This window comes from Paenibacillus tyrphae (assembly GCF_024158745.1).
GTDB lineage: Bacteria > Bacillota > Bacilli > Paenibacillales > NBRC-103111 > Paenibacillus_G > Paenibacillus_G tyrfis_A.
Map to the genome: position 1 here is coordinate 76,593 of NZ_JAMZAW010000009.1, position 26,158 is coordinate 102,750.

Annotated in this window: 21 protein-coding genes and 2 pseudogenes; 15 read left to right on the forward strand and 8 right to left on the reverse strand. The window is 49.6% G+C overall.

Features of this window, described 5'->3' with window-relative positions; all coding sequences use genetic code 11:
* Window positions 1-8 precede the first annotated feature (8 nt).
* Window positions 9-221: pseudogene (locus NI000_RS14865) on the forward strand (EamA family transporter); the annotation flags it as partial.
* Between the two features lie 188 nt (window positions 222-409).
* Window positions 410-865, forward strand: a complete 456-nt coding sequence (locus NI000_RS14870) for an NUDIX hydrolase (RefSeq protein WP_253411773.1) — start codon at window positions 410-412, stop codon at window positions 863-865.
* 130 nt (window positions 866-995) lie between these two features.
* On the opposite strand, the gene NI000_RS14875 is transcribed toward NI000_RS14870, so the two are convergent.
* Together NI000_RS14875 and NI000_RS14880 are read right to left on the reverse strand one after the other, a co-directional pair.
* Window positions 996-2,102: a hypothetical protein gene (locus NI000_RS14875; RefSeq protein ID WP_253411775.1), complete on the reverse strand. Its 1,107-nt coding sequence runs from the start codon at window positions 2,100-2,102 to the stop codon at window positions 996-998.
* The gene (locus NI000_RS14880) at window positions 2,077-2,667 is read right to left on the reverse strand and encodes a sigma-70 family RNA polymerase sigma factor (protein WP_253411777.1); all 591 of its coding nucleotides are present in this window, start codon (window positions 2,665-2,667) and stop codon (window positions 2,077-2,079) included. Before NI000_RS14880 ends, NI000_RS14875 begins: the two co-directional genes overlap by 26 nt.
* Window positions 2,668-3,056: 389 nt before the next feature.
* Between NI000_RS14880 and NI000_RS14885 the strand changes: the two genes are divergently transcribed.
* The 6 genes from NI000_RS14885 to NI000_RS14910 all read left to right on the forward strand — a co-directional run bounded on the left by NI000_RS14885 (window position 3,057) and on the right by NI000_RS14910 (window position 7,688).
* On the forward strand, window positions 3,057-3,746 hold the full coding sequence (locus NI000_RS14885) for a class I SAM-dependent methyltransferase (protein WP_253411779.1): 690 nt from the start codon (window positions 3,057-3,059) through the stop codon (window positions 3,744-3,746).
* A gap of 45 nt (window positions 3,747-3,791) precedes the next feature.
* Window positions 3,792-4,217 carry an NUDIX domain-containing protein gene (locus tag NI000_RS14890; protein ID WP_253411781.1) on the forward strand — a complete coding sequence of 142 codons (426 nt, stop codon included), beginning with the start codon at window positions 3,792-3,794 and terminating at the stop codon, window positions 4,215-4,217.
* The gene (locus tag NI000_RS14895; protein WP_253411783.1) at window positions 4,201-5,058 is read left to right on the forward strand and encodes a DMT family transporter; all 858 of its coding nucleotides are present in this window, start codon (window positions 4,201-4,203) and stop codon (window positions 5,056-5,058) included. Before NI000_RS14890 ends, NI000_RS14895 begins: the two co-directional genes overlap by 17 nt.
* A 73-nt stretch (window positions 5,059-5,131) precedes the next feature.
* Window positions 5,132-5,443 carry a DUF2834 domain-containing protein gene (locus NI000_RS14900; RefSeq protein WP_253412126.1) on the forward strand — a complete coding sequence of 104 codons (312 nt, stop codon included), beginning with the start codon at window positions 5,132-5,134 and terminating at the stop codon, window positions 5,441-5,443.
* Window positions 5,436-6,233, forward strand: coding sequence for a hypothetical protein (locus tag NI000_RS14905; protein WP_253411785.1), 798 nt, complete (start codon window positions 5,436-5,438; stop codon window positions 6,231-6,233). The genes NI000_RS14900 and NI000_RS14905 overlap by 8 nt, the downstream gene beginning before the upstream one ends.
* Window positions 6,234-6,290: 57 nt before the next feature.
* The gene (locus tag NI000_RS14910) at window positions 6,291-7,688 is read left to right on the forward strand and encodes an SMI1/KNR4 family protein (RefSeq protein WP_253411787.1); all 1,398 of its coding nucleotides are present in this window, start codon (window positions 6,291-6,293) and stop codon (window positions 7,686-7,688) included.
* 74 nt (window positions 7,689-7,762) lie between these two features.
* Here the strand turns inward: NI000_RS14910 and NI000_RS14915 are convergent, their stop codons facing one another.
* Window positions 7,763-8,911 (reverse strand): response regulator, encoded by a 1,149-nt coding sequence (locus tag NI000_RS14915; protein WP_253411789.1) that lies wholly within the window; start codon window positions 8,909-8,911, stop codon window positions 7,763-7,765.
* A gap of 1,415 nt (window positions 8,912-10,326) precedes the next feature.
* Here NI000_RS14915 and NI000_RS14920 point away from each other — a divergent pair.
* On the forward strand, window positions 10,327-12,783 hold the full coding sequence (locus tag NI000_RS14920; protein WP_253411791.1) for an S-layer homology domain-containing protein: 2,457 nt from the start codon (window positions 10,327-10,329) through the stop codon (window positions 12,781-12,783).
* A 103-nt stretch (window positions 12,784-12,886) separates the two neighbouring features.
* Here NI000_RS14920 and NI000_RS14925 read toward each other — a convergent pair whose 3' ends face one another.
* Window positions 12,887-15,487 (reverse strand): DUF4855 domain-containing protein, encoded by a 2,601-nt coding sequence (locus tag NI000_RS14925; RefSeq protein WP_253411793.1) that lies wholly within the window; start codon window positions 15,485-15,487, stop codon window positions 12,887-12,889.
* 425 nt (window positions 15,488-15,912) lie between these two features.
* Between NI000_RS14925 and NI000_RS14930 the strand changes: the two genes are divergently transcribed.
* The 6 genes from NI000_RS14930 to NI000_RS14955 all read left to right on the forward strand — a co-directional run bounded on the left by NI000_RS14930 (window position 15,913) and on the right by NI000_RS14955 (window position 23,859).
* Window positions 15,913-17,556, forward strand: coding sequence for an extracellular solute-binding protein (locus NI000_RS14930; protein WP_253411794.1), 1,644 nt, complete (start codon window positions 15,913-15,915; stop codon window positions 17,554-17,556).
* A gap of 145 nt (window positions 17,557-17,701) precedes the next feature.
* Window positions 17,702-18,562, forward strand: a complete 861-nt coding sequence (locus tag NI000_RS14935) for an ABC transporter permease (protein ID WP_253412127.1) — start codon at window positions 17,702-17,704, stop codon at window positions 18,560-18,562.
* Between the two features lie 31 nt (window positions 18,563-18,593).
* The gene (locus tag NI000_RS14940) at window positions 18,594-19,478 is read left to right on the forward strand and encodes a carbohydrate ABC transporter permease (RefSeq protein WP_253411796.1); all 885 of its coding nucleotides are present in this window, start codon (window positions 18,594-18,596) and stop codon (window positions 19,476-19,478) included.
* Between the two features lie 38 nt (window positions 19,479-19,516).
* A complete protein-coding gene (locus NI000_RS14945; protein WP_253411798.1) occupies window positions 19,517-21,250 on the forward strand; it encodes a histidine kinase in 1,734 nt (577 codons plus the stop codon).
* A gap of 12 nt (window positions 21,251-21,262) precedes the next feature.
* Window positions 21,263-22,936, forward strand: a complete 1,674-nt coding sequence (locus NI000_RS14950; protein ID WP_253411800.1) for a response regulator — start codon at window positions 21,263-21,265, stop codon at window positions 22,934-22,936.
* Between the two features lie 164 nt (window positions 22,937-23,100).
* A complete protein-coding gene (locus tag NI000_RS14955) occupies window positions 23,101-23,859 on the forward strand; it encodes a GNAT family N-acetyltransferase (RefSeq protein ID WP_253411802.1) in 759 nt (252 codons plus the stop codon).
* A 65-nt stretch (window positions 23,860-23,924) separates the two neighbouring features.
* On the opposite strand, the gene NI000_RS14960 is transcribed toward NI000_RS14955, so the two are convergent.
* The 4 genes and pseudogenes from NI000_RS14960 to NI000_RS14975 all read right to left on the reverse strand — a co-directional run bounded on the left by NI000_RS14960 (window position 23,925) and on the right by NI000_RS14975 (window position 26,117).
* Complete coding sequence (locus NI000_RS14960) at window positions 23,925-24,260, reverse strand: hypothetical protein (protein ID WP_253412145.1); 336 nt, start codon at window positions 24,258-24,260, stop codon at window positions 23,925-23,927.
* A gap of 13 nt (window positions 24,261-24,273) precedes the next feature.
* A pseudogene (locus NI000_RS14965) lies at window positions 24,274-24,405 on the reverse strand (aldo/keto reductase); the annotation flags it as partial.
* Between the two features lie 90 nt (window positions 24,406-24,495).
* The gene (locus NI000_RS14970) at window positions 24,496-25,440 is read right to left on the reverse strand and encodes an MFS transporter (RefSeq protein WP_253411804.1); all 945 of its coding nucleotides are present in this window, start codon (window positions 25,438-25,440) and stop codon (window positions 24,496-24,498) included.
* Complete coding sequence (locus NI000_RS14975; protein ID WP_253411806.1) at window positions 25,437-26,117, reverse strand: MerR family transcriptional regulator; 681 nt, start codon at window positions 26,115-26,117, stop codon at window positions 25,437-25,439. Before NI000_RS14975 ends, NI000_RS14970 begins: the two co-directional genes overlap by 4 nt.
* Window positions 26,118-26,158: the final 41 nt, after the last annotated feature.

The window sequence follows — 26,158 nt, forward strand, 5'->3', positions numbered from 1 at the left end:
ATGGTTTCGGTACGCTGATCGGCTATGTCATCTTTAATAAAGGGGTTGAACAGATTGGGGCGAGCCGGGCCAGCATTTACCTGAATCTGACGCCCATTGTGACGACCTTGTTCTCTGTCGTGCTATATGACACGATAATGACATGGCAGCAAGTGCTCGGAATGGGCATGGTGTTGGCTGGAGTTGGCTTGGCGACGATCGGAAGAGCGGAGAGATCGTAGAGGTGGGACAAAATGCTGCGCTAGAAAGACAGACTTCTTATTCCTGATTGCTTCGCTGATGAACGTTAATCCTAGCAACAGGACAGCGCCCAGCATTTGAACTAAGGTGGCAAAAAAGACTTTAAGAGTCAGTTTATGCTAAGATATGGATAATGGAAGGTTACATCTTGGTATGCAGGAGTGTGGAGATGGGATATATTGAGGAATTGCGAAGCCTTGTAGGACATCGGCCTTTAATTTTTGTCGGCTCTGTGGTTATTGTTCAGGACAGCAATGACAGAATCTTGCTTCAACAACGCAAACATCCGTTGGGGGCCTGGGGAATCCCCGGAGGTCTCATGGAATTAGGGGAAACCGCGGAGGATACGGCTCGTCGCGAATTGCTGGAGGAAGCAGGTATCACGATCGGGGAGTTAGAACTCATTGATGTGTTTTCGGGACCGCAAAACTTTATCAAGGCTCCGAATGGGGACGAATTTTATGTCGTAACCATTGCTTATTCAACCAGAAGCTTTACGGGCCAGCCTTTTATTAACGATGCGGAATCGTTGGCTTTTCAATTTTTCGATCTTCAAGAGGTTCCCGAATTGGTTAAAAGCCATCGTGTCATACTCGAACGCTTCCTCGCAAAAAACAATACCTAATTGCGCTAAACACAAATGACCCGCAGGAGGGACACTTTTTTAAAGTGTTCCATCTTACGGGTCACCGTTCAGAGTTGAGGTTATTGTACTCCTGTTCCCCGACTACGCCAACACTGATTGTATTGCCTTGTTATTTCTTCTGTGGTGTTTCATTTTTGTGGTCAATGACTGGTAATAATTTTGGTTCAATTTCTTTTAACATTTGTTCCTTTGAACGATTGCTTTTAGGAACTACCCCATTTTGTTCAGCTTCCATTTGTTTTTCAACCTGTGTATTTGCAATCACCTCGTACACTTGTTGTTTAGAGATATTTTTAGATGCTGCAATATCCGCAACAGATTTACCTTTTGCCAATTCTTCTTTTAATTCTGTCGGGCTAATTTTTAGTAAAGAAAACAGTTTATCATCGTTCAAAATGGAATCATAAATATAATCAGGCTTACCATCTCTAGTGAATAAACCTTCTACTTTAATGTGTGAAGGTGCAGGTTCACCTCCTACCCGAGTAAGATTAATTGCATTGTCATGAACAAATACCTGGTAGAACGGTGATTCTGATCCCTTTATGATGTAATTCAACATCAATGTTTTTTGTTGATTTGAGTTCTCCATTTGTTCCATAGCAAACTCGTACGCTTTGACGTTACCATACATTTTATCAATGAGATGATCTACCTTCGCCTTGATTTCCTGATCGGTTAAAGTAATGAGCGGCTTCTCCTTAGGCTCCCAATTCTCTTGATCCACGTGTTCAATCTCACCCGAAATACCGTCAGTTTGAAGGGTAATCTTTTTGCCGGTTCCTCCTTTTTCCTGCAGTATGATGCTTGTTTGGTTCACTTTCATTTGGGATAGACCAGTGGAGTCTGCCGGTTTGAATACGTCACCTTGAGCGTTGCTTGCATCGATAATCTCAAACGATTTTGTTTCGGGAAATGCGCTATACAGCTTCTCAAGCGTTGCTTTGCCAACCTCATCCACCTTGACTTGTTCAGCGGTCATTGGTTTTCTGGTAATCATTTCAATCAGGGGAGGGGCCCCAAATGCTGCGGTTGGAACCAAAATCGCAGCAGTAACTATTCCGCCAATTAATCGTTTTTTCATGGTTATTTCGCTCCTTTTTCGTTGCAAATATTGAGAATACGATTGTTCAATTCGTTTGGAAATGGCCGGTGGGCACTCCATCGTTTCTGCCTCTTTGAGCAGATGTTCACGGATTTTGCGTTCCATAGGCATTGGTCTTTTCCATCCTTTCCGGGAGGAGATTCCCTATGTTTTTTCGAAGCGACTGAAGACCAGCATGATATCTGGACTTGACTGTACCCAGCGGAATACCGAGCAATGTCGCGATTTCCTCAAGAGAATAGTCGTGAAAAAAGCGGAGGATAATCACCGTTCGCTGTTTGTCGGTCAGTTTTTGGATTGCCTGCGATATCTCTTGGTTCGTCCCCTCCAAGATCACAGTAGGCTCATCCCAATGATGCTCTTCCCGAGAGAAGATACGGATGCGTTCAAAAATTCGGAATCTCCTCCAGCTCTTGACCCGAAATCGCTGCACTTGGCGGATGACCAAGCCGTGCAGCCAGAAGTGGAAAGGACGGTTCGTATCGTAGTTGGCAAGAGAGGTCCACATTTGCATATAGATCTCGTTCATGACATCTTCCCGATCCTGCTGATGATCCACAAGAAAGGAGACGGTTCGGTAGACATCCCGATAGGTAGCATCATACATCGTTTGAAACGCCTGTTGATCACCATCTTTCATTTTTATAAGTAATTGGTACATATATTCACTTTGCATTCAGAGGGCCCTCCTGAGTAAGCAGCTTACACCCTATATTGTCTCTTTATCGGAAAAAGGTTCGGTTCTTTATTCCTTTGAGTAGGAAAACCCGGTTTTTTCACTTGCCAAGCGCACGAAAACGAAGGCAACGGGCCTTCGTTTTTCGATAAATATGCCGATATCGCGGCTATGCGGGTTGTTACACACTTCTCCTGAGCGGCAGCTTCACCGTGAACGCGGAGCCTCCGCCCGGTCCCTCATTCACTTAAAATAAACTATGTTTTAACTAATAAATGAAAAAGAGCATAAAATTGAAAAATCGACATAAATCTACTACATTTGCTATATACACCTTCCATGGCTAAGGCTATAATGCAGATAGAAAAAATTGGAGGGTGATTCCAAGTATGGAAAAGGTGTGGAACGTCGTATGGAAAAAAGATAACTACGCATTGGAGAAAGTAAGGAACAACAAGGCGCTGAAGAAATTTAATATATACGAAAGCTTGGGAGTCAACTTTCATAAATATAAAAAAGTCGGTGATTTCGGGGCGGGCGGGGGCTATATGACGTTGGAATTGATCAACCGATACCCCGGTATTGAAAGCGTGAGACTGTACGATTATTCGGAAGATGCGCTGCTCAAGTCCAAAGAAAATCTGGCGAATTACAGCCATGTCAGCTTTAAGCAGCACGACTTGAATGCTCCGATGACGGATCATGCCGTACAACATGATTTTATTATGGCGTTCAGCGTGCTGGAGCATGTTCATAATTATGAGACAGGCCTGCAGACGTTGTTCGACCATTTGGAAAGCTCCGGGGAAGCCATCATGGTCTGGTCCCATGCGAATTCGATTTTCAAGTGGCAGCGTCAATGGTATGAGAAGCTAAACCTGTGGAACTACGGTTTTCAGAAGGAAATGTCCGTAAAGGAAATCTATCAATTTCTGGACGGTAAATTTGATGTGCTGTGCTGCAAAGTCGTCCCGTGCGTCGGAGATAAGGGTGTCTGGACCTTGCTGGATAATGTGATTCACAAATTCAATAAACAGAGCGGCAGATATTTATTTCTTCACCTGAAGAAAAAGCAATAGAGAAACGCTTGATGCTCGCTTAAAAACGATAAGAAGGTGAAGGTCATGATGATCGATAATATGGAAATCCATTACAACCAATGTCCTGAGACGTATCAGTATGTTTTGGTTGTTTTACATTATAAAGATCAATTTGTTTTCGTGAAGAACAAAAAAAGAAAGTGGGAATTTACAGGGGGGAAAAAGGAAGACGGCGAAACGATTCTGGAGGTTGCCAAGAGGGAGGCTTGGGAAGAAGCCGGAGCCGTGATCGAAAATATACAGGTTGTAGGCTATTATACGTTAGCCAACCATGAGAACGTGATTATTTCCGCCGCGGAAGTCTTGTATTTCGAGGATATTCCCGCATTCTCCGAAACGACGGAAGTCCGATTATCGGCAACGCTGCCAAGCGAAGAGGAATTGTCGTTTACGGACGGAATTTACAAATCGATCTTCAGCCACATCAAGGAACATGGTTATGAAAGTTAAAGGCATTCTACTCAGCGTTGCTTCCGTTCTGGTGATGAGCCTCTCACCACTGACCAATATGTTCTCTCTATCCACGATCGACCCGATGGTCGCCAGCTTTTACAGCAGTCTGTTCTCAGCTTTATTCTGCTTGTTGTTTTTAGGGATCAGAAAAAAAAGGCTGGCGCTCGTCAACGACAAAAGAATCTACCTGCTGGGGGTCACGAACTCCATCGGCGTCGTGTGCCAATATTTCAGCTTGTTTATGCTGGGACCGATCGCTTTTGGCTTAATCGGCCGGTTTTATATTATTTTTTCGCTAGCCTTGGCCGTATTCATCCTCCGTGAAAAAATTAAATCGTCGAGTTACTTTCCGATCGTCATTTGTATCCTGGGTTCCTTTCTGGTCGTGAACACGGGGTCGTCGAACAATCATATGATGGGGATTATGTTGGGGCTGCTGTATACGTTTTTGTTTGCGTTAACCAATTTGCTGGCGAAGAAACTGGTGGATCGGATCGATTCCTCCATTATTTTATTTTACAACCAGATTATTTCTACCGTATTGATCGGTGCGTTTATATGGATGACTCGGGGAGATTACAAAGTTTTTTTCGCCGGAGAAAGCTTGTTGTTCATCGTGATTGCGGCATTTTGCAGCGGCTTTCTAGGCATTATCCTGTTCTACGAAAGCATTAAGTACATCAAATTCTCGGTAGCCAATCTGATCCGGTCGTTGAATCCTGTCATTGTCTTCGTGTATTCGTATCCTTTTTTCCCGATTGAGATTACGGCCAAATTCATCGCAGGCAGCGTGATGATTGTCGTTTCGGTCATCTGGTTGAACCTGAAGCAAGAGTAGCTAATACTTTTCCAAAATGTGTTATGATATGGGAGAACTCATATCTCACATGGAGGTGAAGCGGTTGAAATACGTGTACGGTATTCTAGCTTTGCTCGGAACAATACTGCCCTATTCCCAGTTCATACCATGGGTTAGTGAGCATGGACCTAACCTTTCTTTATTGATAGGAGAAGCAAGTCAGACCCGTATCGGCGCATTCGCATGGCTGGATGTTGCGGTTTCGGCAGTGGTCTTAATCGCCTTCATTGGATATGAAGGGAGTCGCCAAGGAATGAAATGGTTATGGGTACCGATCATTGGGACATTAACCGTTGGCGTTTCGTTGGGACTTCCCTTATTTTTATTACAACGAGAAATTCATTTGGAGAAAAGCCGTGGATAAAAAAGCGAAAAAGATACTCATGAACACCTTCTGGTCTTCCAGCGGTTGGAAGGACCGGCCGACTGCCTTTGCCGGTGAGGATTTCAATTATGCCAAAAGCCAAGGGCTGATGTTCGATCCCATCACGATCACGCATGATGATTTGGTCAAACGGCTGCAGGAATTGCACCAAACGATTACCAAGGAACGGGTAGCCGCTGCGTTCCTGCATAGTCTGTCTACGAAAAAAGTTCATCTGCGGAGCGCCCTGTCGAGCTGGGCCCTGACCTCCCGGTTGCCTCTGCATACCTACGGTCAGCAGAGTGTCGTGCGGCCGAATTACAGCAGCTGCGGGGATTGCAACTTCCATGGTCTCATGTCGGACCGGGATTATGTGAATAAGGATTTGAACGTGCTGAATTTCGAGCGGGTCAAATGGGGCGGCATCCGCTTGAACCAGCTTTTGTATTGCTGGCTGGATCTCGAATTGTTCAGCAAGGAAGAAGAAGCATTCGAGGTTACCACTGAGGATGCTGCCATGCTCAACAACATGACCGAAGCGATTCAGGACTGTGCGGAGCACGAGAGCGCCCGGCAGCTGGAGAAGCGCTGGAAGGATGCGTTTCCTTCAAGCAAGCAGGAGCGGGACGTGACGATGGAAATATGGGGATATGCCGGACTGCTGGTGGAGCGCGATACGCCCCGCAAGCTTCGGGGTGGGAGTCATGATTTTAATTCCGTTGCGGGTTGGCAGGGGAGTGACGGGTACTCCCGGGAAGCGCTGGAATTTTACTTCGGCGCGTTTCTGTAGGCTTGTTATAATTGGTACCGGTGGAGCATGTACCTAACTAACGAAAAGAGGCAGAGTATGGAGAGAGACCTATTGGAGCAGTTGAACCTCTGGCATGAAGAGGACGAATTTGAAAATATAATCGATCGGATTTTGGAAATTCCCGAACGGGACCGTGATTATGATTGCATCAGTCATTTGGCAAGAGCCATGAACAATCTGGAACGTTACGAGGAAGCGCTGCAGCAGCTTTTGACGATTGAGAAGCGAGGCGAGAATGACCCTCTGTGGCACTTCCGCGCGGGCTATGCCTACTACTATCTGGAACAATACGAGGACGCTGTAAGAGAATTCGAAACCGCGGATCAACTGGCCCCCAACGATGAAACCACGCTGTCGTTTTTAGCTTGGAGCCGTCAAGGCCTAACCGCAATGAACCGTAAACGCAAGCGGTCGATGGCCATGCAGGCCCGGAATGAGCAGGTCAGCCATACCGGAGCGGGGAAAGCTCCCTTTGAAGGGTTTGACTTGACAAAATTCTGGGATGATAGCGACTACGCGTTAAAAGAATACGTCAGCGAGCCGCCTACGGATGAGCTTATTGCTTCGATCGAACAAGAGCTGGGCTACAAATTGCCGGCCTCTTACATTGCGATGATGAAGTTACATAACGGCGGTGTGCCGATCAACACTTGCTTCCCTACGGAGGAAGCAACGTCTTGGGCGGAAGACCATATTGCGATTACGGGGATCATGGGGATCGGGCGCGAAAAGCCTTATTCGCTCTGCGGAGAATTGGGCAGCCCGTTTATGATTGAAGAATGGGGCTATCCCGACATTGGCGTGGTCATTTGCGATTGCCCTTCGGCAGGTCACGATGTCGTAATGCTGGATTATCGGAAATGCGGCAGGCATGGGGAGCCTGAGGTGATCCATGTCGATCAGGAAGGCGATTATGAAATTACGTTTTTGGCCGAGAACTTCGAGGCCTTTATCCGGGGATTGGTGCATCACGATGTCTATGACACCTCGGAGGAGGATAAGCAGGAGGATTTGCGGAAGGTGGCCCATGAGGAATTTTCCCCGCTGCTTTCGGAGCTGTGTGCCCGTGTCACCGAGGTCGACAACATAGAGGAGATCATCCGTGCGATTTGTACCCGAATTGTTGAGGAAAAAGGGTACTTTGCTTTCCATGCGGACGAGTTCTCTACGTTGATGTATGATCTGCAATTTTGGCTGTACACCAAGTCTTACCCCGATACAAGCCGTGAACAATATTTGAAGGATTATAGCAAAATGATCGCTTTCGGCGGGTCGTTCAGCACGGGTGGGTATGCTCCCGGCTTTATCACGGATTGGCTGGACGATCGACTCCGGCAAGGCATGATTGTCGGGACAAGCGATGCGCTTACATTCACGGATGCGGCAACGAAGCAATTGCTGGAAAAGATGAAAGCATTCGCTTCTGCGACTTAAAATTCATCAAAGCCCACCGGACCGAAACCTACGCGGCGCCGGGGGGCTTCCATGCGAAACTCGAAGTGTCTGATTTAGGAAGTAAGGCTCACGAACTTCCAACGTGTATACCAATCCGTAATGTCAGGGCTAATCGGCGTCTCCAAATCCCGCTCCATTTTCGCTCTCAAGAGCAAATATTGCTCTTCCACCCCGATCCTGTCGCCAATCCAATCATAAAGCTTCATCAGCGAGAAATAGCTTTCCTCCTCGTCCGGAAGCAATTGTTGAATACGCAGATGGACTTGAATGGCTTTTTTCGGGTTTTTTTGTTGCTCGTAGAACTCACATAACTTTCGCATATGGTATAACCACAGCAATCGAAACCGTTCCCGTTCATGTTCGGCCCAGAGGTAATCGTATTTTCCCAGATAGTCCCCCTTGTACAAATTCAACACATGCTCATAGGCGTCAACTGTACCTGCATCCAGGACACCCAATTGCCTCATGGCGTATTCCCATTCCTCTGTGTCTACCCGAGCTTCCCCGATTTCAAGCTTGTACCCTGCCTCCAAATCGCCGCTATTTATGCGAATTGTGTCCATTCCCGAGTTTTTCAAGGTTTGACGTACTTGATAAATCGTTGTATAGAGATGCTGCGCTGCCTTAGTCTCTTCCAGCTCTGGCCATAACAGTTCGAGCAAGACGCTTCGATTGATGGTCCGGTCCCGATGATGGAGCAAATAGGCAAACAATTCCTGCGCCTTGCTCGTACGCCATTTAACATTCTGGGCGTCCATGCCGGGCAGCTTAAACCGGATTTGATTAAAGCAGCAAATCATGGGGGAGTTCGTATCCTGTGTTTTCTTGGTGGCTCTGATAGCCAATTTCTCTTTTATCCGCAGGATCGTTTGGCGCAGACGCTCCTTTTGCAGCGGCTTCACAATATAATCCAAGGCGTAAAGCTCGAAAGCTTGCACAGCATATTGATCGTAACCGGTCACAAATACGATTTCGGTACCGGGAACGGCCGCCTGGATCTGCTTCCCCAGATTTAGGCCGTTAATATCCGGCATATGGATATCAAGAAACACCACATCGGGGTGATGAGCCAATACGCCTGCCATGACCTCGGTTGAATCGGAATAGGTAGCAACGATCTCGACTTCGCTTGCTTCACGCTCAATCGCTTTTTTAAGTCCCATTAATGCTAAATGTTCATCGTCAACCAATATGGCTTTCACAGGAGCGTCCTCCTTGACAGTCGGTTCTTGTAATTGCTTTCACAATTCTTATATCGGCTTTCATGCGAATATATTGAACAGGCCCCATGAGTTGTCTAGGTTTTGTTTAGGTTGGGTTGGTAAACTAGTAGATAGCGTTATCAGCGATCAATGGGGTGATTTGCAATGACAAGGTGCACCATGTTTGGAGGTGAGTAATTACAAGGCCATGGTCGAATGGCAGATTCAGCAAATGGCTTTTCTTGTTGAACTGCATCCAGGGTACAATATCCGTTCCAGATTGCCAACGAAGAAATAAATAACTCAAGCGAAAGCAGAGGCGCTCGAGTTAGAAGTAGTCGACAAATTATTTAAAAAGAAGGGAGAACCTGCTGAATAGAAAGAAATCTGCGAATATAGAATTTCTATATGCTTTCGCCAGCAGGAATGAACAAAAGATGAAATTAACAAATCGAAGAATGTTATCTTTGCTAATGGCAATCATCATGGTATTGACGATGATCCCTTTTCATCCATTGGAAGTAAGAGCAGCGGCAACACCAACACTTGATCTAGGTATTCCTGTTAAAGTAACCGAAGTAACCTATCAGCTGCCAAATGCTGCATTTGGAAGTACAGGTGTCGTTGATGCAAAAGGCGGATACTTTACTGTGGCGGTAAATAGTGGCTCAATTACTGTTGGAGCTCTTTCAAGCGATATTACCGAGTTAACGAATGGTATAATAATTTTTGACAAAGAAACTGATAAATCTACACCTACCAATAGAGTGTTCAATTTTTCAGGAAGTGCTACTTATAAAGATATTCAAGATGCAATTCGAAATATGACATTTACACAAGTTTCAGGGCAAACCCAAACTGTCAAAGTAAATGTAGCGCCAGGGGCACCATTGACCAATGGAAAAACCTCTGTGCGTACCTACAATGGACGCCATTTTGTATATGTGGCAAGACAGAGTACCATGACTTTTTACGATGCCGTGACTACTGCAACGAAAAATAGCGGACATCTTGTAGAACCAGCAGCAGATAATCCTGGAGAAATGCTTGCGATTGCCAGTTTGTTTAAAGATCTTAAGAGTCCCTGGACAGGAAGCTGGTTCTTTATAAGCTTTATAGGCGCTACTAAAACTACAGCACCTAGTTGGAGCATTTCTGGTGATGACAAGACACATTATGTATTAAGCGGTCTGCCAACAGGTCTTGAGTCAACGAGTAATTTTGTGCCTAATGGAGGCTACCACCATCTTACACTTCTGCTAGATACAAATGGTTCCAAAATAGGTTACTTAGCCGTAGATAATACTCACGGTGGCACTAGCGCATATAAAGATCCAGGAGTTATTGTCGAGTATAATTCCGGATTCATTAGCAACATCATCACTACCACAAAAGATATCAAACTTCTTCCAGTAATGGGAGGCAGCGTAACGATCGATGGAGTTGCCAAGGCGGGTCAGACGTTGACGGCGAACGTAACGGGAATCACGTATACGCCGGACACGACAGGTAATGTGTCGACCTACCAGTGGTATCGAAACGGAGCCGCCATCACGAATGCGACGGGTTCAAGCTACACGTTAACCGCTGACGACCTGGGCGCGACCATCACCCTGACAGTCACCGCCGATGATACGCATGCGGTAGGCAGCGTAACGAGTGTGGCAACGGCAGTGGTTACGAAAGGGGATGGACCGGCCGCACCGAGTGCGCCAGTAGCAAGCAGCGTGACGCCTACGAGCATTACACTGCAACCAGTCAGCGGTCAGGAATACAGTATGGACGGCGGGTTAACTTGGCAGGATAGCCCAACCTTTAACGGACTGACACCAAGCACCGACTATACGTTTGTGACCCGGGTGAAAGCGACAGCGACGCAGATGGCGTCTGCCGTTAGCCAAGCCACTAAGATTCGGACTTCGGTCGGAGAACCGGTATTGGAAATCACGGAGCCGGCCAGCGGGACAGTAACGGTGTCTAAGCCGGTATTCAAAGGAACAGCAGCACCAGGCTCCAAGGTTACGGTCAACATCGCGGATGGGATTACAGGGACGGTTACGGCCGACACGTATGGTAACTGGAGCTACACACCGGAAGTCAATTTGGCCGATGGTACCTACACGGTGAAAGTAACGGCTACAAAGGATGGGAAGTCCAGCACCGTAAGCAAAGATCTGACGGTTAACACCGCAGATCAATCCTCCTTGACGGGACTGCAGCTCAATAGCTGGAACGGAACGCCGATCGGATTATCGCCGGCGTTCAATGGAAGCACGACCAAGTATACGGCTTCCGTAACGAATAGCGTCTACAGTGTGACGCTAAGCTCGTTGCCGCTTGATCCGAACGCCAAGATTGAAGTCTCGGTCAATAATGGCCCTTGGAAGCAAGTTCCTAACGGGGCGGCAAGCGGTAATCTGCCTTTAAATGTAGGAACGAACACGATTGTTATAAAGGTTACGGACGCCAAAGGCAAAGTAACGGAATATACCTTGACGATTACAAGGGAATCTAGCGACAGCGGAGACTCGGATAGCAGCAGCGGCGGAAGCACCACAACGCCTTCAACCTCTACAGGCTCGTCTTCGTCCGGAGCTTCGACAACACCGAGTGGCTCGGGAATCGAAACCTCAGTGAACGGCAAAGACGATACGTTTGCAACGGGGAAAGAATCCACCTCAGGAGACCGCAAGGTGACTTCGGTTCAAGTGGATTTGGACAAGCTGAACAAAGCATTGTCCCAAGGTAACGGACAGAAGCTTGCGATTCATTCTTCGAAAGATGGCGATATGAAGGTAGACGGATTGACGGCAGGAGCTGTGAAGCAGCTTGCCGACAAGGGAGCAAGCCTCGAAATCAGCAACCCGCTGGCGATCTACCCAGTTCCAGGCGGAAAAATGGATTTGAGCGCGGTGTCCAAGCAGTTGGGCAATGCGGCGCTCGGGGATATTGCCGTTCATATCGATATCGCACGTTCTTCGGACACGTTGATTACCAACGCCAAGAACAAAGCGGCAGCGGAAGGCTACGAACTGTTGGTAACTCCGGTCGATCTGGATATGACCTTCTCGCATGACGGCAAGATGGTAAGAACGGGGCAATTGAACGGATACGCGGCGAAATACATCGCGCTGCCGGAAGGCATCGATCCTAACCGCATTACGACAGGCGTTATCGTCAATCCGGACGGCAGCGTGTTCCATGTGCCGACGGTAGTAACGAAGATCAACAGCCGTTATTATGCATTGATTAAAGACTTGCGCAGCAACGGTTCCTATTCGGTCATCTGGAATCCGCAAGATTTCGATGACGTGAAGAGCCACTGGGGCAAAGCGGACGTGAACAATATTGCGGCGAGACTCGACCTTGCCGGAACCGGGAACAATACGTTTTCGCCGGATCGCAACGTAACGCGCTCCGAGTTCTCGGAGATTGTTGTAGCCGGTCTCGGTTTGAAGCGTCAAAATGCACCGCAGAACAAGTTCCCTGACGTTTCGGATTCCGCTTGGTACCGTAGCTCCGTAGCGATTGCGAATGAATTCGATATCGTCCGCGGCTACGAGGACGGTAACTTCTACGGCGACCGACAAATCACGAGAGAGCAGGGCATGGCGATGATCGCCCGGGCTTACAAATTGATCGAGACGAAAGCCGCGCTGAGTCAGGAGCAGACCGATGCTCTGCTGGCGAAGTATGAAGATGCGAAAAAGGTATCTGCTTGGGCGAGAGAGGATATCGCTCTGATGATTGAGGCGGGGATCGTGCAAGGCAACGGGCCGCAGCTTCTGAGCCCGCAGTCGAATATGACGCGCGCCGAAGTGACGGCATTGATCGCAAGATTACTCAAGACAACCAATCTGATCGATAAGTAAGCAAGCTACCCTGACAACCATTGGCGACGATCCATGTCGTCGATGGTTGTTCTTTTTACCGAATAACGAAAAATGCAGGGGAGCGCACTCCCCTGCATTTCGTTTACTGCTCGTCGAACGACGCTAACTTTTTAGCTCCGGAAAGGCTGTACACGCCAAACTCATAGAAGGAGTACCCGTAATCCGTTGCTCTTTGAATGCCTTGGAATTTCACGTATCTGGCTTGGACCGGGTTAAAATGAACCGTTTGTTTCCCGTCCGTCGCCGTAATCATGCCGCCATTTTCCTGTGTCACGCTGGTCCAATTCTGCTTATCGTTCGAAACAAGCAACTGGAACGTGTTCGCCCGGGCGAATTCCCAATCGATTCTCACCGTATCGATGTCCGTCGGTGCGCCGAGATCGACCTGGAACCACGTATTGTCCCTGTATTCGCTCGCCCATCTGGTAACAGGGGAGCCATCAACCGCTTTCTCTGCGGCATAGCCGGCGCTGCTGCTTTCCACCGAAGAAGCTTCCGCGGCTTTGTTTTCCGCCAGATTGCCGATCAGGTAATAGACGCCTTCCTTGAGCGCATTGTACGCCGTATCGGTAATCATGTGCTCTTCCTTCACACGATCCAGCCGGGCGTTAAATACTTTCAAGAAATCGATAAACTGCTTTTGATTGGACCCTTCGAGGTAGGTCATCATTTCCAGATCTTTAATGAGCGCACGTGCTGCTTTGGCATTCGTGATCTGGTTTTCCGCCGCGAAACGCTCGGCTAATTGTTTCATGGCTGCTGCGCTGGTGGACACTTCAATCACATAAGAGGTTTTTCGGGATTTACCCGCCGTAATCACGGTAACGATCAGCTCATGCTTCCCAAGCTTGCCTGCCAGATTCATGACGGTTCCTGCCGTGTAAGGCTTGCCGTCAAACGTAGCAGTGACCTTCGTCAGCCCGCTGCCGTCATTACTTTTCCATGTAAACTGAACAGGCTCCGTATCCGGCACGAGGGCTTTGCTTTGAATCGTTTTCCCGTTCATTTGCACTTCGGCTTCCGGAGCGACGGCGGTGTTTTTGACATACGTTCCTTTGACGAATTGATACAGCCAGTCATACATCACACGGTTTGTCGGATCTGTGCTCACCGCCGTATTGTATACGGCATTGTTGCCTTGATAATACGCTTTGAAGCCTTCCTGCATCAAGCCGGTTTCTACACCGCTGTTCAAATAATCGATATACCGGTCGCGGAATACGCTATCCGTCAGCATGCGATCGTCGAACTCCAACTCGTTGGACATTCCGTACCGCTTGGCTGTGTTTGCGGCATCTTCCAGACGGTCATAGCCCATTTCCTCGAAGAAATAGTTCGGCTGGAAATTGACGGCATCAATGCCGACTTCCTTCCACATAAAGCTTTTGTAAGCCAGGAAATGCGGAATCCAGAAAAATTTCAGGCCCATGTTATGAACCTTGGCACTCGTCGAACGAAGCAAATCCGGTCCTTTCGCGCTGGTGCTGATCTGCTCTTCCAGCCAGTACATGCCGACAAGCTCCAGGTGGGAGTACTGAGCCGCTTCCCACTTTTGCTTCACTTGATCGAGCCACCATTGGATCGCTTTTTCCCGGTTGGCGAACGCCTTCTCTTCTCCGACCGTCGAAGCGTTAAAGCTTAAAGCTTCCCCGTTCACCACGCCGAAATCGTTCAAGTACTCCCCCGGGTCCGGAATCATCAGAACGACCTTTTCCTTATAATCCGGCTGCCCCAGCTTGGCCCCGACTTCCTTGGTCGCTTCGTTGAGCTGCTGCATGTCGCCGGTTGCGGCGAAAGTCTTATTCAGATACCATTGCCAATCTTCCAGATTGGCTCTCCCGTCGTAGCCGCGGCCGGCCGGCGATGTAAGACCGAGATACAGCACACCGTCAAACAGCCGATCCACCGGCTGCCCGGCTTGATTCACATAGCTGATATTCGGAATAATCCGTTCTTTCGTCCAATCGCCTAAATTATCCTTATAATGGCCGTTGTACAGCAAGCCCAGATGGGTGATTCCGGCTGTCGCTTCTCCCGGCTTTAAGAAGCCCGCTTGATCGGGAGGAACCGTTACCGCTCCTGCTACTTTTCCATCCGTGCCCCAAATTTCCACTTCATCGATGAGGCTCCAAGCCCGGGTATGCATCGGGAAGGTGACTTTCACATAGCGGGCGTAAACCATCCCTGTAACGGTTTTATCGCTTTGGATGCCATCCCGGCTTCCGTCCCACTCAAAGGTCTCTTGTCTGGGAGGACCGTCTCCCCAGAGAAGCTGGGTAGCCTTGTGTGAAAGCGCTCCCCAATTGTGGCTGTCGTCAGAGGCGTACATCGACACCGACAACGGCACAAGAATCGAATTCGTCGGCCAATCCTGCAAGAAATGCGCTTTAACCTTCGAGATCGACTTTTGCTCGCCCAGGTCGAATACGACCTCACGCGTCATCTTCTGCACATGTCCTACCCACGCCGGGTCCGCCATATCCAATGCGCCATATTTTCCGTCCGTCAGCTTGCGGTTAGTATCCGGATGCGCGGCTTCCGGCGCTTGCGACCATGTATAATTCAGCCCTAAAGCAAGGTTCCGTTCCTGGGGCTTCGCCTCTTCCGCTTGGACGGCCGAAATCTGTGACAAGAACATGACGGCAGTCATGACGGCTGCTGTCCATTTTATTTTCAATCCCATAAATCCCGCTCCTTCCAACGTTAAGTTAATGCAGCATCAAGCTCTGGATAGATCACGTTCGAATCCAGCTTACAGGAGACGTTTCGTTCAAACCTCGGGTTCATTCATGCGGCAGAGCCTCCTTTCCTGACGATTCCTTCGCGGTCAACGCTTGACGCATGCAGGAATCTTCTTACTGTAAGAATAAGTAATCCGGGCCTATTTTCAAAGAGATAAGTTATGACTTTTGTATACAATTGTTTACTTGTTTGCTTCCGTACCGGCACACGGCCACGTCAAGAGGTGTATACGAAAGTAAAGAGTAGTATATGGTTGAAGGCGCGTCCCCTGCCTATACTTGAACTATGCAGGTGGCGTTATCCATACTTAAGGAAACACTCAGAGGAAGACAACCGGAGACTTATAACATAAGTTGGAGGGGTAGCATGAAGAAGACAACGAAGACGCTTTCGTTCGCCGCATTGGCGATGAGCTTGGCGGTTACGGCTTGCAGCAACAACGCAAACGAATCGGAAAACAAAGCGGATAACGCGGCGTCCGGCCAAGGAAACGGTCTGATCGAGGTTTCGACGGTTTCGCCAAGCGATCAGTATCTGAAGTTCGACGAAGGCGAGAACTTTACCAAGAACGCCGTGTATGATGCGTACGAAAAAGATATTGGCGTCAAAGTGACCAACAAGTGGGTAGCCGATACGAGCCAATTCAAGGAAAAGGTCAAAATCACGATCGCATCCGGCGATCTTCCGGACTTCTTCCCGGTGAACGCGACGCAGTTGAAAGAGCTGACCGAAGCCGATATGATCATGGACCTGACGGAAGTGTACAACAAGTATGCCACGGACGAAACGAAGAAGTATCTGACGATGGACGGCGGCATGCAGATGAAGACGGCCATGTTCGACAATAAACTGATGGCGATTCCGAACACCTATAATCCATACAATTACCAGTTCCTGTATGTCCGTACGGACTGGTTGAAGAAGCTGAATTTGCCCGAGCCCAAGACGATGGCAGACATGATGACGATTGCCGAGGCTTTTAAAACCAAAGATCCCGGCGGTACGGGGAAGCCGTACGGACTCGCGATCAGCAAAAATCCTTTTAATATTGAAACCGGGGTCACGGGATTGCGGGCTTTCCTGAACGGGTACCATGCCTATGAAAATATTTGGATCGAGGATGGCAAGGGCGGGCTGGTCAACAGCGATATTCAGCCGCAGGTGAAGCAAGCGCTGGCCGCACTGCAGGACATGTTCAAGAAAGGATTGATCGATCCCGAATTTGCGGTGAAGGATGCGGAGAAAGAGGCTGAGCTCATCTACAGCAACGGCATCGGGATGGTCTATGGTGCATCGTGGACACCGGCCCAGCTCGTCAAAGGCGCCGTGAAGGACGGAAAAGTGGTGCAGGAGTGGGGCGCGTTCCCGATTCCGACGGTGGACAGCAACCCGGCTTTATCGCAAATCGGACTGGGCGTGGACGAATATTACGTCGTTTCCAAAAAAGCGAAGCATCCGGAGGGCGTCATCAAGCTGCTGAACCAATGGATCGCCGTCGATAATCACCCGACCGAAGAGCAGAAGGTGTACGAGTTCGGGAAAGACCGTAAAGAGAAGGGCAACAATTACTGGCTGATCAATCCGCTGCGCGTCGGCAAGCAAATCGACAACAACGGCGAGGTGCTGCCTAAAGCGATTGCTAATAAGGATACGAGTATTCTGGAGTCGAAGGACCAGAAAACGCGATATGAGCGTGCGATGAAGTACGTTGACGGCGATACGAGCATGTGGTGGGAATACCTGATTTCCGGTCCGAATGGCGTGTATTCGCTGATTCCGGCCATCCAGAAGAACAAGCAGTACCTGCAAAACAAATTTTATGGCGCGCCGACGCCGACTATGGCCGAAAGACAGGAAATTTTGCTCAAGAAGCGGGACGAGGTCTATTTTAAGATCATTATGAATCAAGTATCGGTCGATGAATTCGATAAATTCGTGGAGGAATGGAAGAAGCTTGGCGGCGATGCCATGACCAAAGAAGTGAACGAGTGGTACAAAACGAAGAAATAACGGCTATCCGGGCGAATCGAGGGATCGGGCGTACACCGTCCCTCCCTCTTTTTTTCATGGTACCGCAACAACATCTTTAGGCATACGCGAGGTGAATGGCGTGAATGGACTGACACGGATGTGGAGGCGGGAGTGGCCTCTGCATATGATGCTGATTCCGGGAATCGTGCTGGTGGTGATATTCTGCTATGTTCCCATGGCGGGCCTCATCATGGCTTTCCAGAAATATATCCCGAACAGAGGCTTGTTCGGCTCACCCTTCATCGGGATGAAAAACTTTCAATTATTGATCGATTATCCCGATATCGGGCGTATTTTCTTCAATACCGTCTATATTGCCGTAATGAAAATTATCGCCGGTCTGATCGTGCCGATCACGGTGGCCATCCTGCTGAACGAGCTGCGGAGAGAATGGGTCAAACGGACGTTCCAGACGCTGGTCTACTTGCCCCACTTTTTATCGTGGGTGCTGTTAAGCGGGATCTTGGTCGATGTGCTGTCTCCATCGTCCGGCATTCTCAATCAATTCCTCGGGTTATTTGGTATCCAGCCTATCTTCTTCTTGGGAAGCAACGCCTGGTTTCCGTATGCGATGGTGCTGTCGGATGTATGGAAGGAATTCGGCTTCGGCACGATTGTGTATCTGGCGGCGTTAACCAACATCAACCCGTCGCTCTATGAAGCGGCGGAAATCGACGGCGCGGGGCGATGGAAGCAGACCTTCCATATCACGCTGCCCGGCATGATGCCGATCGTCATTCTGATGCTGACGCTGAATATCGGGAACGTCCTGAATGCCGGCTTCGAGCAAATCTTCAACCTGTACAGCCCGCCGGTCTATGAAAGCGCAGACATTATCGATACCTTCGTCTATCGCATGGGGGTACAGCAGGCGCAATTCGGCTTCGCCACGGCGGTAGGTCTGTTGAAATCGGTCGTATCGTTCATCTTGATCGCCATTTCCTATGTACTCGCCTATCGCGTAGCGAATTACCGGATTTTCTAAGCTTCGTCCGTTATCAGAAAGGAGGCCTACCGTGGCGATAAAGACATCCTTGGGCCGCAAACTATTTATCGCGTGCAACTACATCTTCCTCGCGTTTCTGTCGTTCTTGTGCCTGATGCCGATTATTCATATTTTGTCGATTTCGTTCAGCTCCGGTACTGCCGCTGCGGCCGGCAAGGTTACGCTGTGGCCGGTCGAGTTCACGACGGCCGCCTACAATAACGTGTTCGGCAAGCCCGAATATTTGCGCGCGTTCTGGGTATCGGTCCAGCGCGTCGTGCTGGGAACGACCCTCAGCATGTTTTTGACGATTCTTACGGCCTATCCATTGTCCAAAGAGCCTAGGCAATTCCGGCTGCGAACGTTTTACGCCTGGTTCTTCGTCTTTACGATCCTGTTCAGCGGCGGTCTGATCCCCACCTACCTCACAATAAAATCGCTGAATTTGATCGACAGCATCTGGGCGTTGATCTTGCCGACAGCCGTTCCGGTGTTCAATGTCATCCTTCTGCTCAATTTCTATCGCAATTTGCCGAAGGAGCTGGAGGAATCGTCGCGGATCGACGGCGCAGGCCATTTTACGACCTTATGGAAAATCTACGTGCCGCTCTCCTTGCCGGCCTTGGCGACGACGGGACTGTTCACGATGGTCGGTCATTGGAACAGCTGGTTTGACGGAATGCTGTATATGAATCATACTGAAAATTATCCGCTGCAAACGTTTTTACAGACGGTCATTATCAAGATGGATTTCCGCTTTATTAAAGCGGAAAATGCCGAATTGATGCTTAAGCTGTCCGACCGCACGAGCAGAGCGGCGCAAATTTTCGTAGCGGCCTTTCCCATCCTGGTGGTGTATCCGTTCTTGCAGAAGCTGTTCATTAAAGGAATCGTCATGGGGAGTGTAAAAGGATAATAGCGAAGCGTTCTGCAGGCATTAGAGGAGAACATACGATGAACTGCTTATTCTTTTTGCGTGATTCCTCGATATTCAAGAAGGTGATGGCCGCTTTTCTGGCGGCTTTGCTGCCGCTGATGGCGATTACTTGGACGATCAACGAGAAGGGCTCGGACAATATCCGCAGCGAAATTACCGAGTCGGTTCTGAACACGACGCGGTTTTATATGGACTCGCTGGATAAGGAAGCGGATCGCATCAGCCGTTATTTGCCCAACTATGTGATGGATACGGATCTGATGGAGCTCGCGGCAACCGGCAATGACATGAGTCCGTACGAGCGGACGCGCAAAATATTGGATATTCAGCGGCGGCTTGAGCTGATGAAAAATTCAAGCCCCTTCATTGAAGAGGCAAAGGCCTACGTCCCGCTCCTCAAGCGCAGCATTCTCAGTAATGACTACGAAACCCGTCTGGACCCGGAGGAATATACGGCGATGCAGCAAAATGCGAAGCTGTACGAAGCGCCGTTCATTTACTGGAACGACCGGCTGTTTATTACGATGCCATATCCCGGGAATACGGCCCGAAGTCCGTTATATATTCTGGGGGTCGAGCTGTCGGCGGCCAAGATCAAGGAAACGCTCGCGCAAATCGGCCGGACGCGGGGCGGGCAGAGCGTCCTGCTCAACTTGGAGCTGGGGTGGAGCATGGAGACGGGGATGGACCCGGCGTTGCTTCAGCGAATGAAGTCTTTTGCCTTGGAGAAGCGGGAATTGCAATCCGAGGAAGGCCATGAAACGATCGTTCATGACCATAAAAGGTATCTTGTGGTGTATAAATATTCCAATCTCTGGAATTCGTATTCGATTACTTGCATCCCGGAAGAGATGGTTCTGGGTTCGCTGCAGATGTATCGGACGTTGTTCTGGTGGGCGTGCGCGCTGGCCGTTTGTATCGTGATGTTTTTTACTTATTTTCTATTGCGGTTTATTTACCGGCCATTGATGAAGCTGGTGCATTCCTTCCGCCGCGTTCAGCAGAACCGGCTGGAGCCGATCCTCATCGATCGCGGAGCGGATGAATTCGGTTATTTGTACCGGGCCTTCAATGACACGGTGCGGTCCTTGAAGACGTTGATCGAGGAAAACTACGAGCAGCAAATCCGGAATCAGCGTTCGGAGCTGAAGCGGCTGCAATCGCAGATTAATCCTCACTTTTTATATAATTGCTTCTTTGTGCTGTGCCGGTTGATTAAATCGGAGAGCCAGAAGGAGAAGGCGTATCAATTTTGCTTATATATCGGACAATACTTCCAGTTCATTACCCGTAACGACGAGGATGAAATCCCGCTTGAGCTGGAGGTGGAGCATTCCCGAACGTATGTCGAGATGCAACGAATCTGCTACGGGGAACGGATTCAGGTTTTGTTCGAGGGAGATGTCCCTGCGATCGACGTGCCGCGGCTCATTCTGCAGCCGATTATCGAGAATGCGTATAAGCATGCGTTGGGCAATATGCTTCAGCCAGGCGAACTGTGGGTGCATAGCGAGCGGAGGAACGGCGACTTCCTGCTCTATGTCGAAGATAACGGCCAAAGCATCACAGACGAGGAGATCGACCTGCTGCAGAAGAAGCTGCGCTATTCCTCGAGCCGGATCGAGGAAACGACCGGCATTATGAACGTCCATCGCAGAATTCAGCTGCGCTACGGAGAAGCATACGGCATTACCGTGTCCCGTTCGGAGCTGGGCGGACTGCAAGTCATCATCAAACTGAGCGTAAGCTAAAGGGGGAACGGCATGTACCGACTGCTGATCGTGGATGATCTTCCCATTATCGTCGACGGCCTTCTTGAGCTATTCGAGCAAACCAGCCATCTGCCGCTTGAGGTGATGAGCGCTTATTCGGGCGAAGAAGCGCTTGAGGTGCTGTCTCATCACCGGATTGATATCGTCGTGTCCGACATTAAGATGCCCGGCATTGAAGGGATCGAGCTGCTGCGGGAAATAAAATCGCAGTGGCCCGCCTGCAAGGTGATATTTCTAACCGGCTACAACGATTTCCACTATGCCCGAAGCGCCATTACCTACGGCGGGTTCGATTATATTCTGAAGGTCGAAAGCGACGAAAAGATTATTCAGTCCGTCGAACGGGCCATCGAGAAAATCGAAGAGGAACAGGATCAAGTGCAGATGATCGCAAGAGCGCAATCCAAGATGAGACTGGCCCTGCCCTCGCTGCAAAAGGAGTTCATGTGGGGACTCCTGCAAGGCAAGCAGGTTACGGAGGAGGAGCTCAGGCAGGCCTTCAAAGAGATCGATATCCCACTCGATGCGACCATGCCGGTGTATTTGCTCATGGGAAGGGTGGATGCCTGGAAAGAAATGTTCACCATGCCGGATAAAGCGCTGCTCACCTATGCGCTGCAAAATATTTGCGACGAGTATTTGTCGGCACAGGTACGAAGCTTTTCCGTCGTATTCGAGCTGTCCAAGATCGTCTGGATCATCCAGCCGAAAGCTTCCGACGAGCTGTCCGGTCATGCCGGTGGCCTGGATTGGATGAGAGCCCACCGGTATACGAGCGGTATTCTGGACAGCGTACAGGAAACGTGCAAGAAGCTGCTGCGGCTGTCGGTCTCGTTCCTGCTCGGCAGCGAGGCGATTCCGTGGAACAGCCTGTCGGACCGGTTTCATTCGATCAAATACGGTCTGATGCAAGGACACGGGTTATTGCACGAGGTCATTATGACCGATAAGGACATGCAGAAGGCGGACTCTACCGATAAAGCAGAAAGCTATCATGACGGGTTCTTCCACGCCCGGGTACAATTGCTCATGACCTGTCTGGAGAACAATCACCGCGAGCAGTTCAATAAGCTGTTCGTCGAGCTGACCGCCATATGGAATGACCCGGACACGCCCTGTGAGCGGAAGAGCGAGCTATACCATTCCCTCTCGTCCGTGTTTTTGTTCTATCTCTACAAATATCGGGACATTCGCGATCATGTGAATTTGCAGGTGGATCTCGACATTTTGTTTCGCTATGACGATTCGGCTTCCTGGCCGGAGCTGGTAGAATATTATTGGAAAATCGCCGATTGCATCTTCGAATGGAACACGCAGCGGGGCTTGCAGCTGCCGACGGAGGTCGTGAATAAGGTGCACCGCTATATCGAGGAGCACATCGCTACCGATATTTCGCTCACCGCGCTGGCGGATTACGTGGGCTTGAACCCGTCATATTTGTCCAGGCTGTACAAGCAAATGACCGGGATCGGGCTATCGAAATATGTGAACGATTACAAGAACGTGATCGCGAAAGATATGCTTCTGAACACCTCGATGAAAGTCAACGAAATCGCGGCCGCGCTGGGCTATAACTCGGCGCTTGCGTTTATTCGCTTCTTCAAGAAGCAGAATGAGACGACGCCGCAGGATTTTCGCACGGCACGAAGCCCGATGCCTGGTTAGCATAGTTAAATGAATGGAATCAAACCGTCTTGTTTCGAGCGAGATGGTTTGATTTTTTTATTTTCGGAAGGAAAAGTTTTTTTAAACGAAACGGTCAGTGTTCTTTACGAAAGTCGTTGTGCTATAACTTAGATAGTACATGCTAGTATAAGGAAGTGAACCTAATGACTAATCAACCAAGTCGAGAAAGTAAGCCTTTATTTTCACAAACGATAACCGACTTTTGGCAGGCGCAATTTTTGAACGGAGACGTCCTCTATAGCGATGAAGTCTTTACTCTCGCCATCAACCCGGACCTGGACGAAGACAGTCGGGTCATGGTGCTGGAAACCGCCGACGGCCGGGTTATGGCGGTTCTGACGCCTGCGCTGGCCGGGAAGGCAGGGCTTGATCAACGACAAGACCTGTCGGAGCCGATCTTTCGCCGGAAATTGAACGAAGCGGGAGTCACTCTGCATGGCGCAGACTATGTTTTCTATTTTTCAGAGGCCGAGAAGAACATATTGCTGCAAGAAAACCTGGAAGGCGACTTGCGCCGGTTAACGGAGCAAGATGATGCGGTTTTCTCCGAGTTCCAGTCCTCCGCCTCGGAACAAGACTTGGATGACGCTTATGTGGAATTGGATCATTGGGCGGTGTTCGGCTCCTTTGAGCACAGCCGCCTGGTCAGCGCCGCCAGTATGTATCCCTGGGAGGAGGATTCGCATATTGCGGATCTCGGTGTACTGACTCTGACGGCCTTTAGAGGAAAAGGTCACGCCCGCAAAGTGGTGCGTTCCATCAGCAAATACGCCTATGAACGGGGATACGAACCCCAGTACCGATGCCAGCTCGATAACCAAGCGTCCGTGTCGCTGGCTAAAGCGGCGGGTTTGACGCTGTTTGGAAAGTGGGATGTGGTTTCTCCCGACTCCACGGACTGAGAGCCCTCCATGCAGCCGACATAAAAATGCACCTACCCGGGCATCCGGCATAGGTGCATTTTCTGTTACATCTCGAACTTATTCATATATTTGTTCAATGTGGTGGAAAGCTGGCTAAGGTCTTCGGCTTGTTTAGCAAGCACCTCGACGCTGTGCAAATAGCCTTTGGCCATCGCAGCCATTTCCTCCGAACTGGCGGCGGTTTCTTCCGACGTTGCCGATATGCTCTGGATGAAATCGACCAAGCTGTCGTTGCTTTCCTTCATAAGTTGGCTGCTCGATAAGATGTCTTCCACTTTCGTTTGCAGGATGCCGAGATTGTCGGAGATGTTCATGAAAATGTCCCGGGTATCGTTCACGTTCTTGACGTTTTCTCCCACAATGGTCAAATTGATTTTCATTTCCGCAACGGCCAGCCCGCACCAAATCTTTTCCTACTTCTTCATTTATATTAGGAAAAATATTGTGCCCACCTACAGTGCTTGCTCCAAGTCCGATTGGATTGACAACTAAATCTGTTTTACCAATTCGTGTTTGTTTCGTCATTCTCTTCAACTTCCTCTCATTTTTAAGCTTAGTGTACGTTATCCGCGTTTTGTTGGCGCTAGCTTACTTAAGCATGACTAGGTAGTGCAACTACCTTAATTCTTTGGCAGCGCCGGGTGCACTATCTGGAATACTACCGGCTTGGTTAGACTGCGTCTCTCCGATTGGTCGTACGTGTCGAAGCCGCGTAACGACAAGGATGATGGTAACGAGCATGATAGCGCCGCTGGCTGCCGCAACGGCGTGCATCCCGCCGGTAAAGGCTTCACGTGCGCCGGTGAGCAGTACCTTGCCGACTTGTTCGGAGAGGCCTTCTGCTATAGCTGTGGCACCGGCCAAGCTCTCCCGGGAGGCTTGTACCGCGGATGCCGGCAAGTCGGCGGGAATAGAGTTCGCCACCTGGTTGCGGTAAACGACCGTACCGATGCTGCCCAAGACTGCGATGCCTAGCGCGAAGGCGAATTCGCCGCTGGTTTGCAGCATGGAGGCCGCAGATCCCGCCTTCTCTGGCGGGGCTGAGCCGATGATAAGGTCACTGGACAGGCTCGGGAGCGGTGCTGCACCTAGGTTGAAGCAGATATACCCGAGCACCAGAAACGTGAGACCTGACTCAACCCCCACCTGGGTCAGCAGAAAACAGCCCGTGGTCGATACCAATAGACCCATTCCGATAAGACGGGCCGGTCGGATCCGGCGTGCGATAAGCGGTGAGAGAAGCATACCGGTCATCGAGGCAATTACCCCAGGGAGCATATACAACCCTGCCAGAAGCGGTGACATTCCTTGCACGAATTGAAGGTACTGCGCGATGAAAAGCATGGTCGCTCCTGTCAGAGTAATACCGAACATGCCCCCCAATGCAGCGCTGAATCCGGGACTCGCGAACAGACGCAGGTCCAGCAGGGGACTCGTCAGCCTGTGCTGCCGCGACACGAACACTGTGCCTACAAGAAGGGCGGGCAAGGCTAGTACCGCAAGCCCTGTCCATTCCCTTATGCCGGCCTTCATCTCATTTCCATGCAAGGCGTTCTTCATTCGTTCTGCAGCTCCAAGCCCAGCTTATCTAACATAAATTTTGTGCCGTGCTCGCGCTGTTCTGGTGTATCGCGACCATCGAAAAAGGCTCCTTGTTCGGTATAGATGAGTTGAGTGCCGTTGCCTGGCTGCTTTATTTCCACTGTCGTCACGGAGACTGACATCCGTGACTCTTCTCGACCACCAACCCGAAACTCAAACTCGTCGGCTTTCGGGAACCACCGGGCTTTGGCTGACGGGTCCGACCAGGAGGAGAATACCCGCTCGGCAAAAAATTTAAGATGGCTCGTCCTCATGGCGCTCAATATTTTGGTGAATTCTTGAACGGTCAACGGTTCTTTTCTCTTCATAAGGCTTGTTACATGCTCTAATTCCTGTAAAAGCTTTTGTTGTAAGCTTATACTTTCCTTCAGATGCTCAATTTGAAGGGAAACAATGTCGAACAGGCTGAAATGATTGCCGTCAATAACGGATTTGACCTGATCCAGCGACAAGCCGAGCTCCTTCAATGACAGAACTTGCTGCAGCTGCGCAATATCGGATTCTGTATAGATCCTGTGTCCGGAGTCAGTATGACCGGATGGAGAGAACAAACCGATCTGGTCGTAGTATCGCAATGTTCGAACCGTTAATCTTGCTAATTTCGCAAGTTCTCCAACTTTCCACTCCTGTTTCATGATCATCCCCTTTTTTCGCGCAAGGTTTTTACCGGTATCCT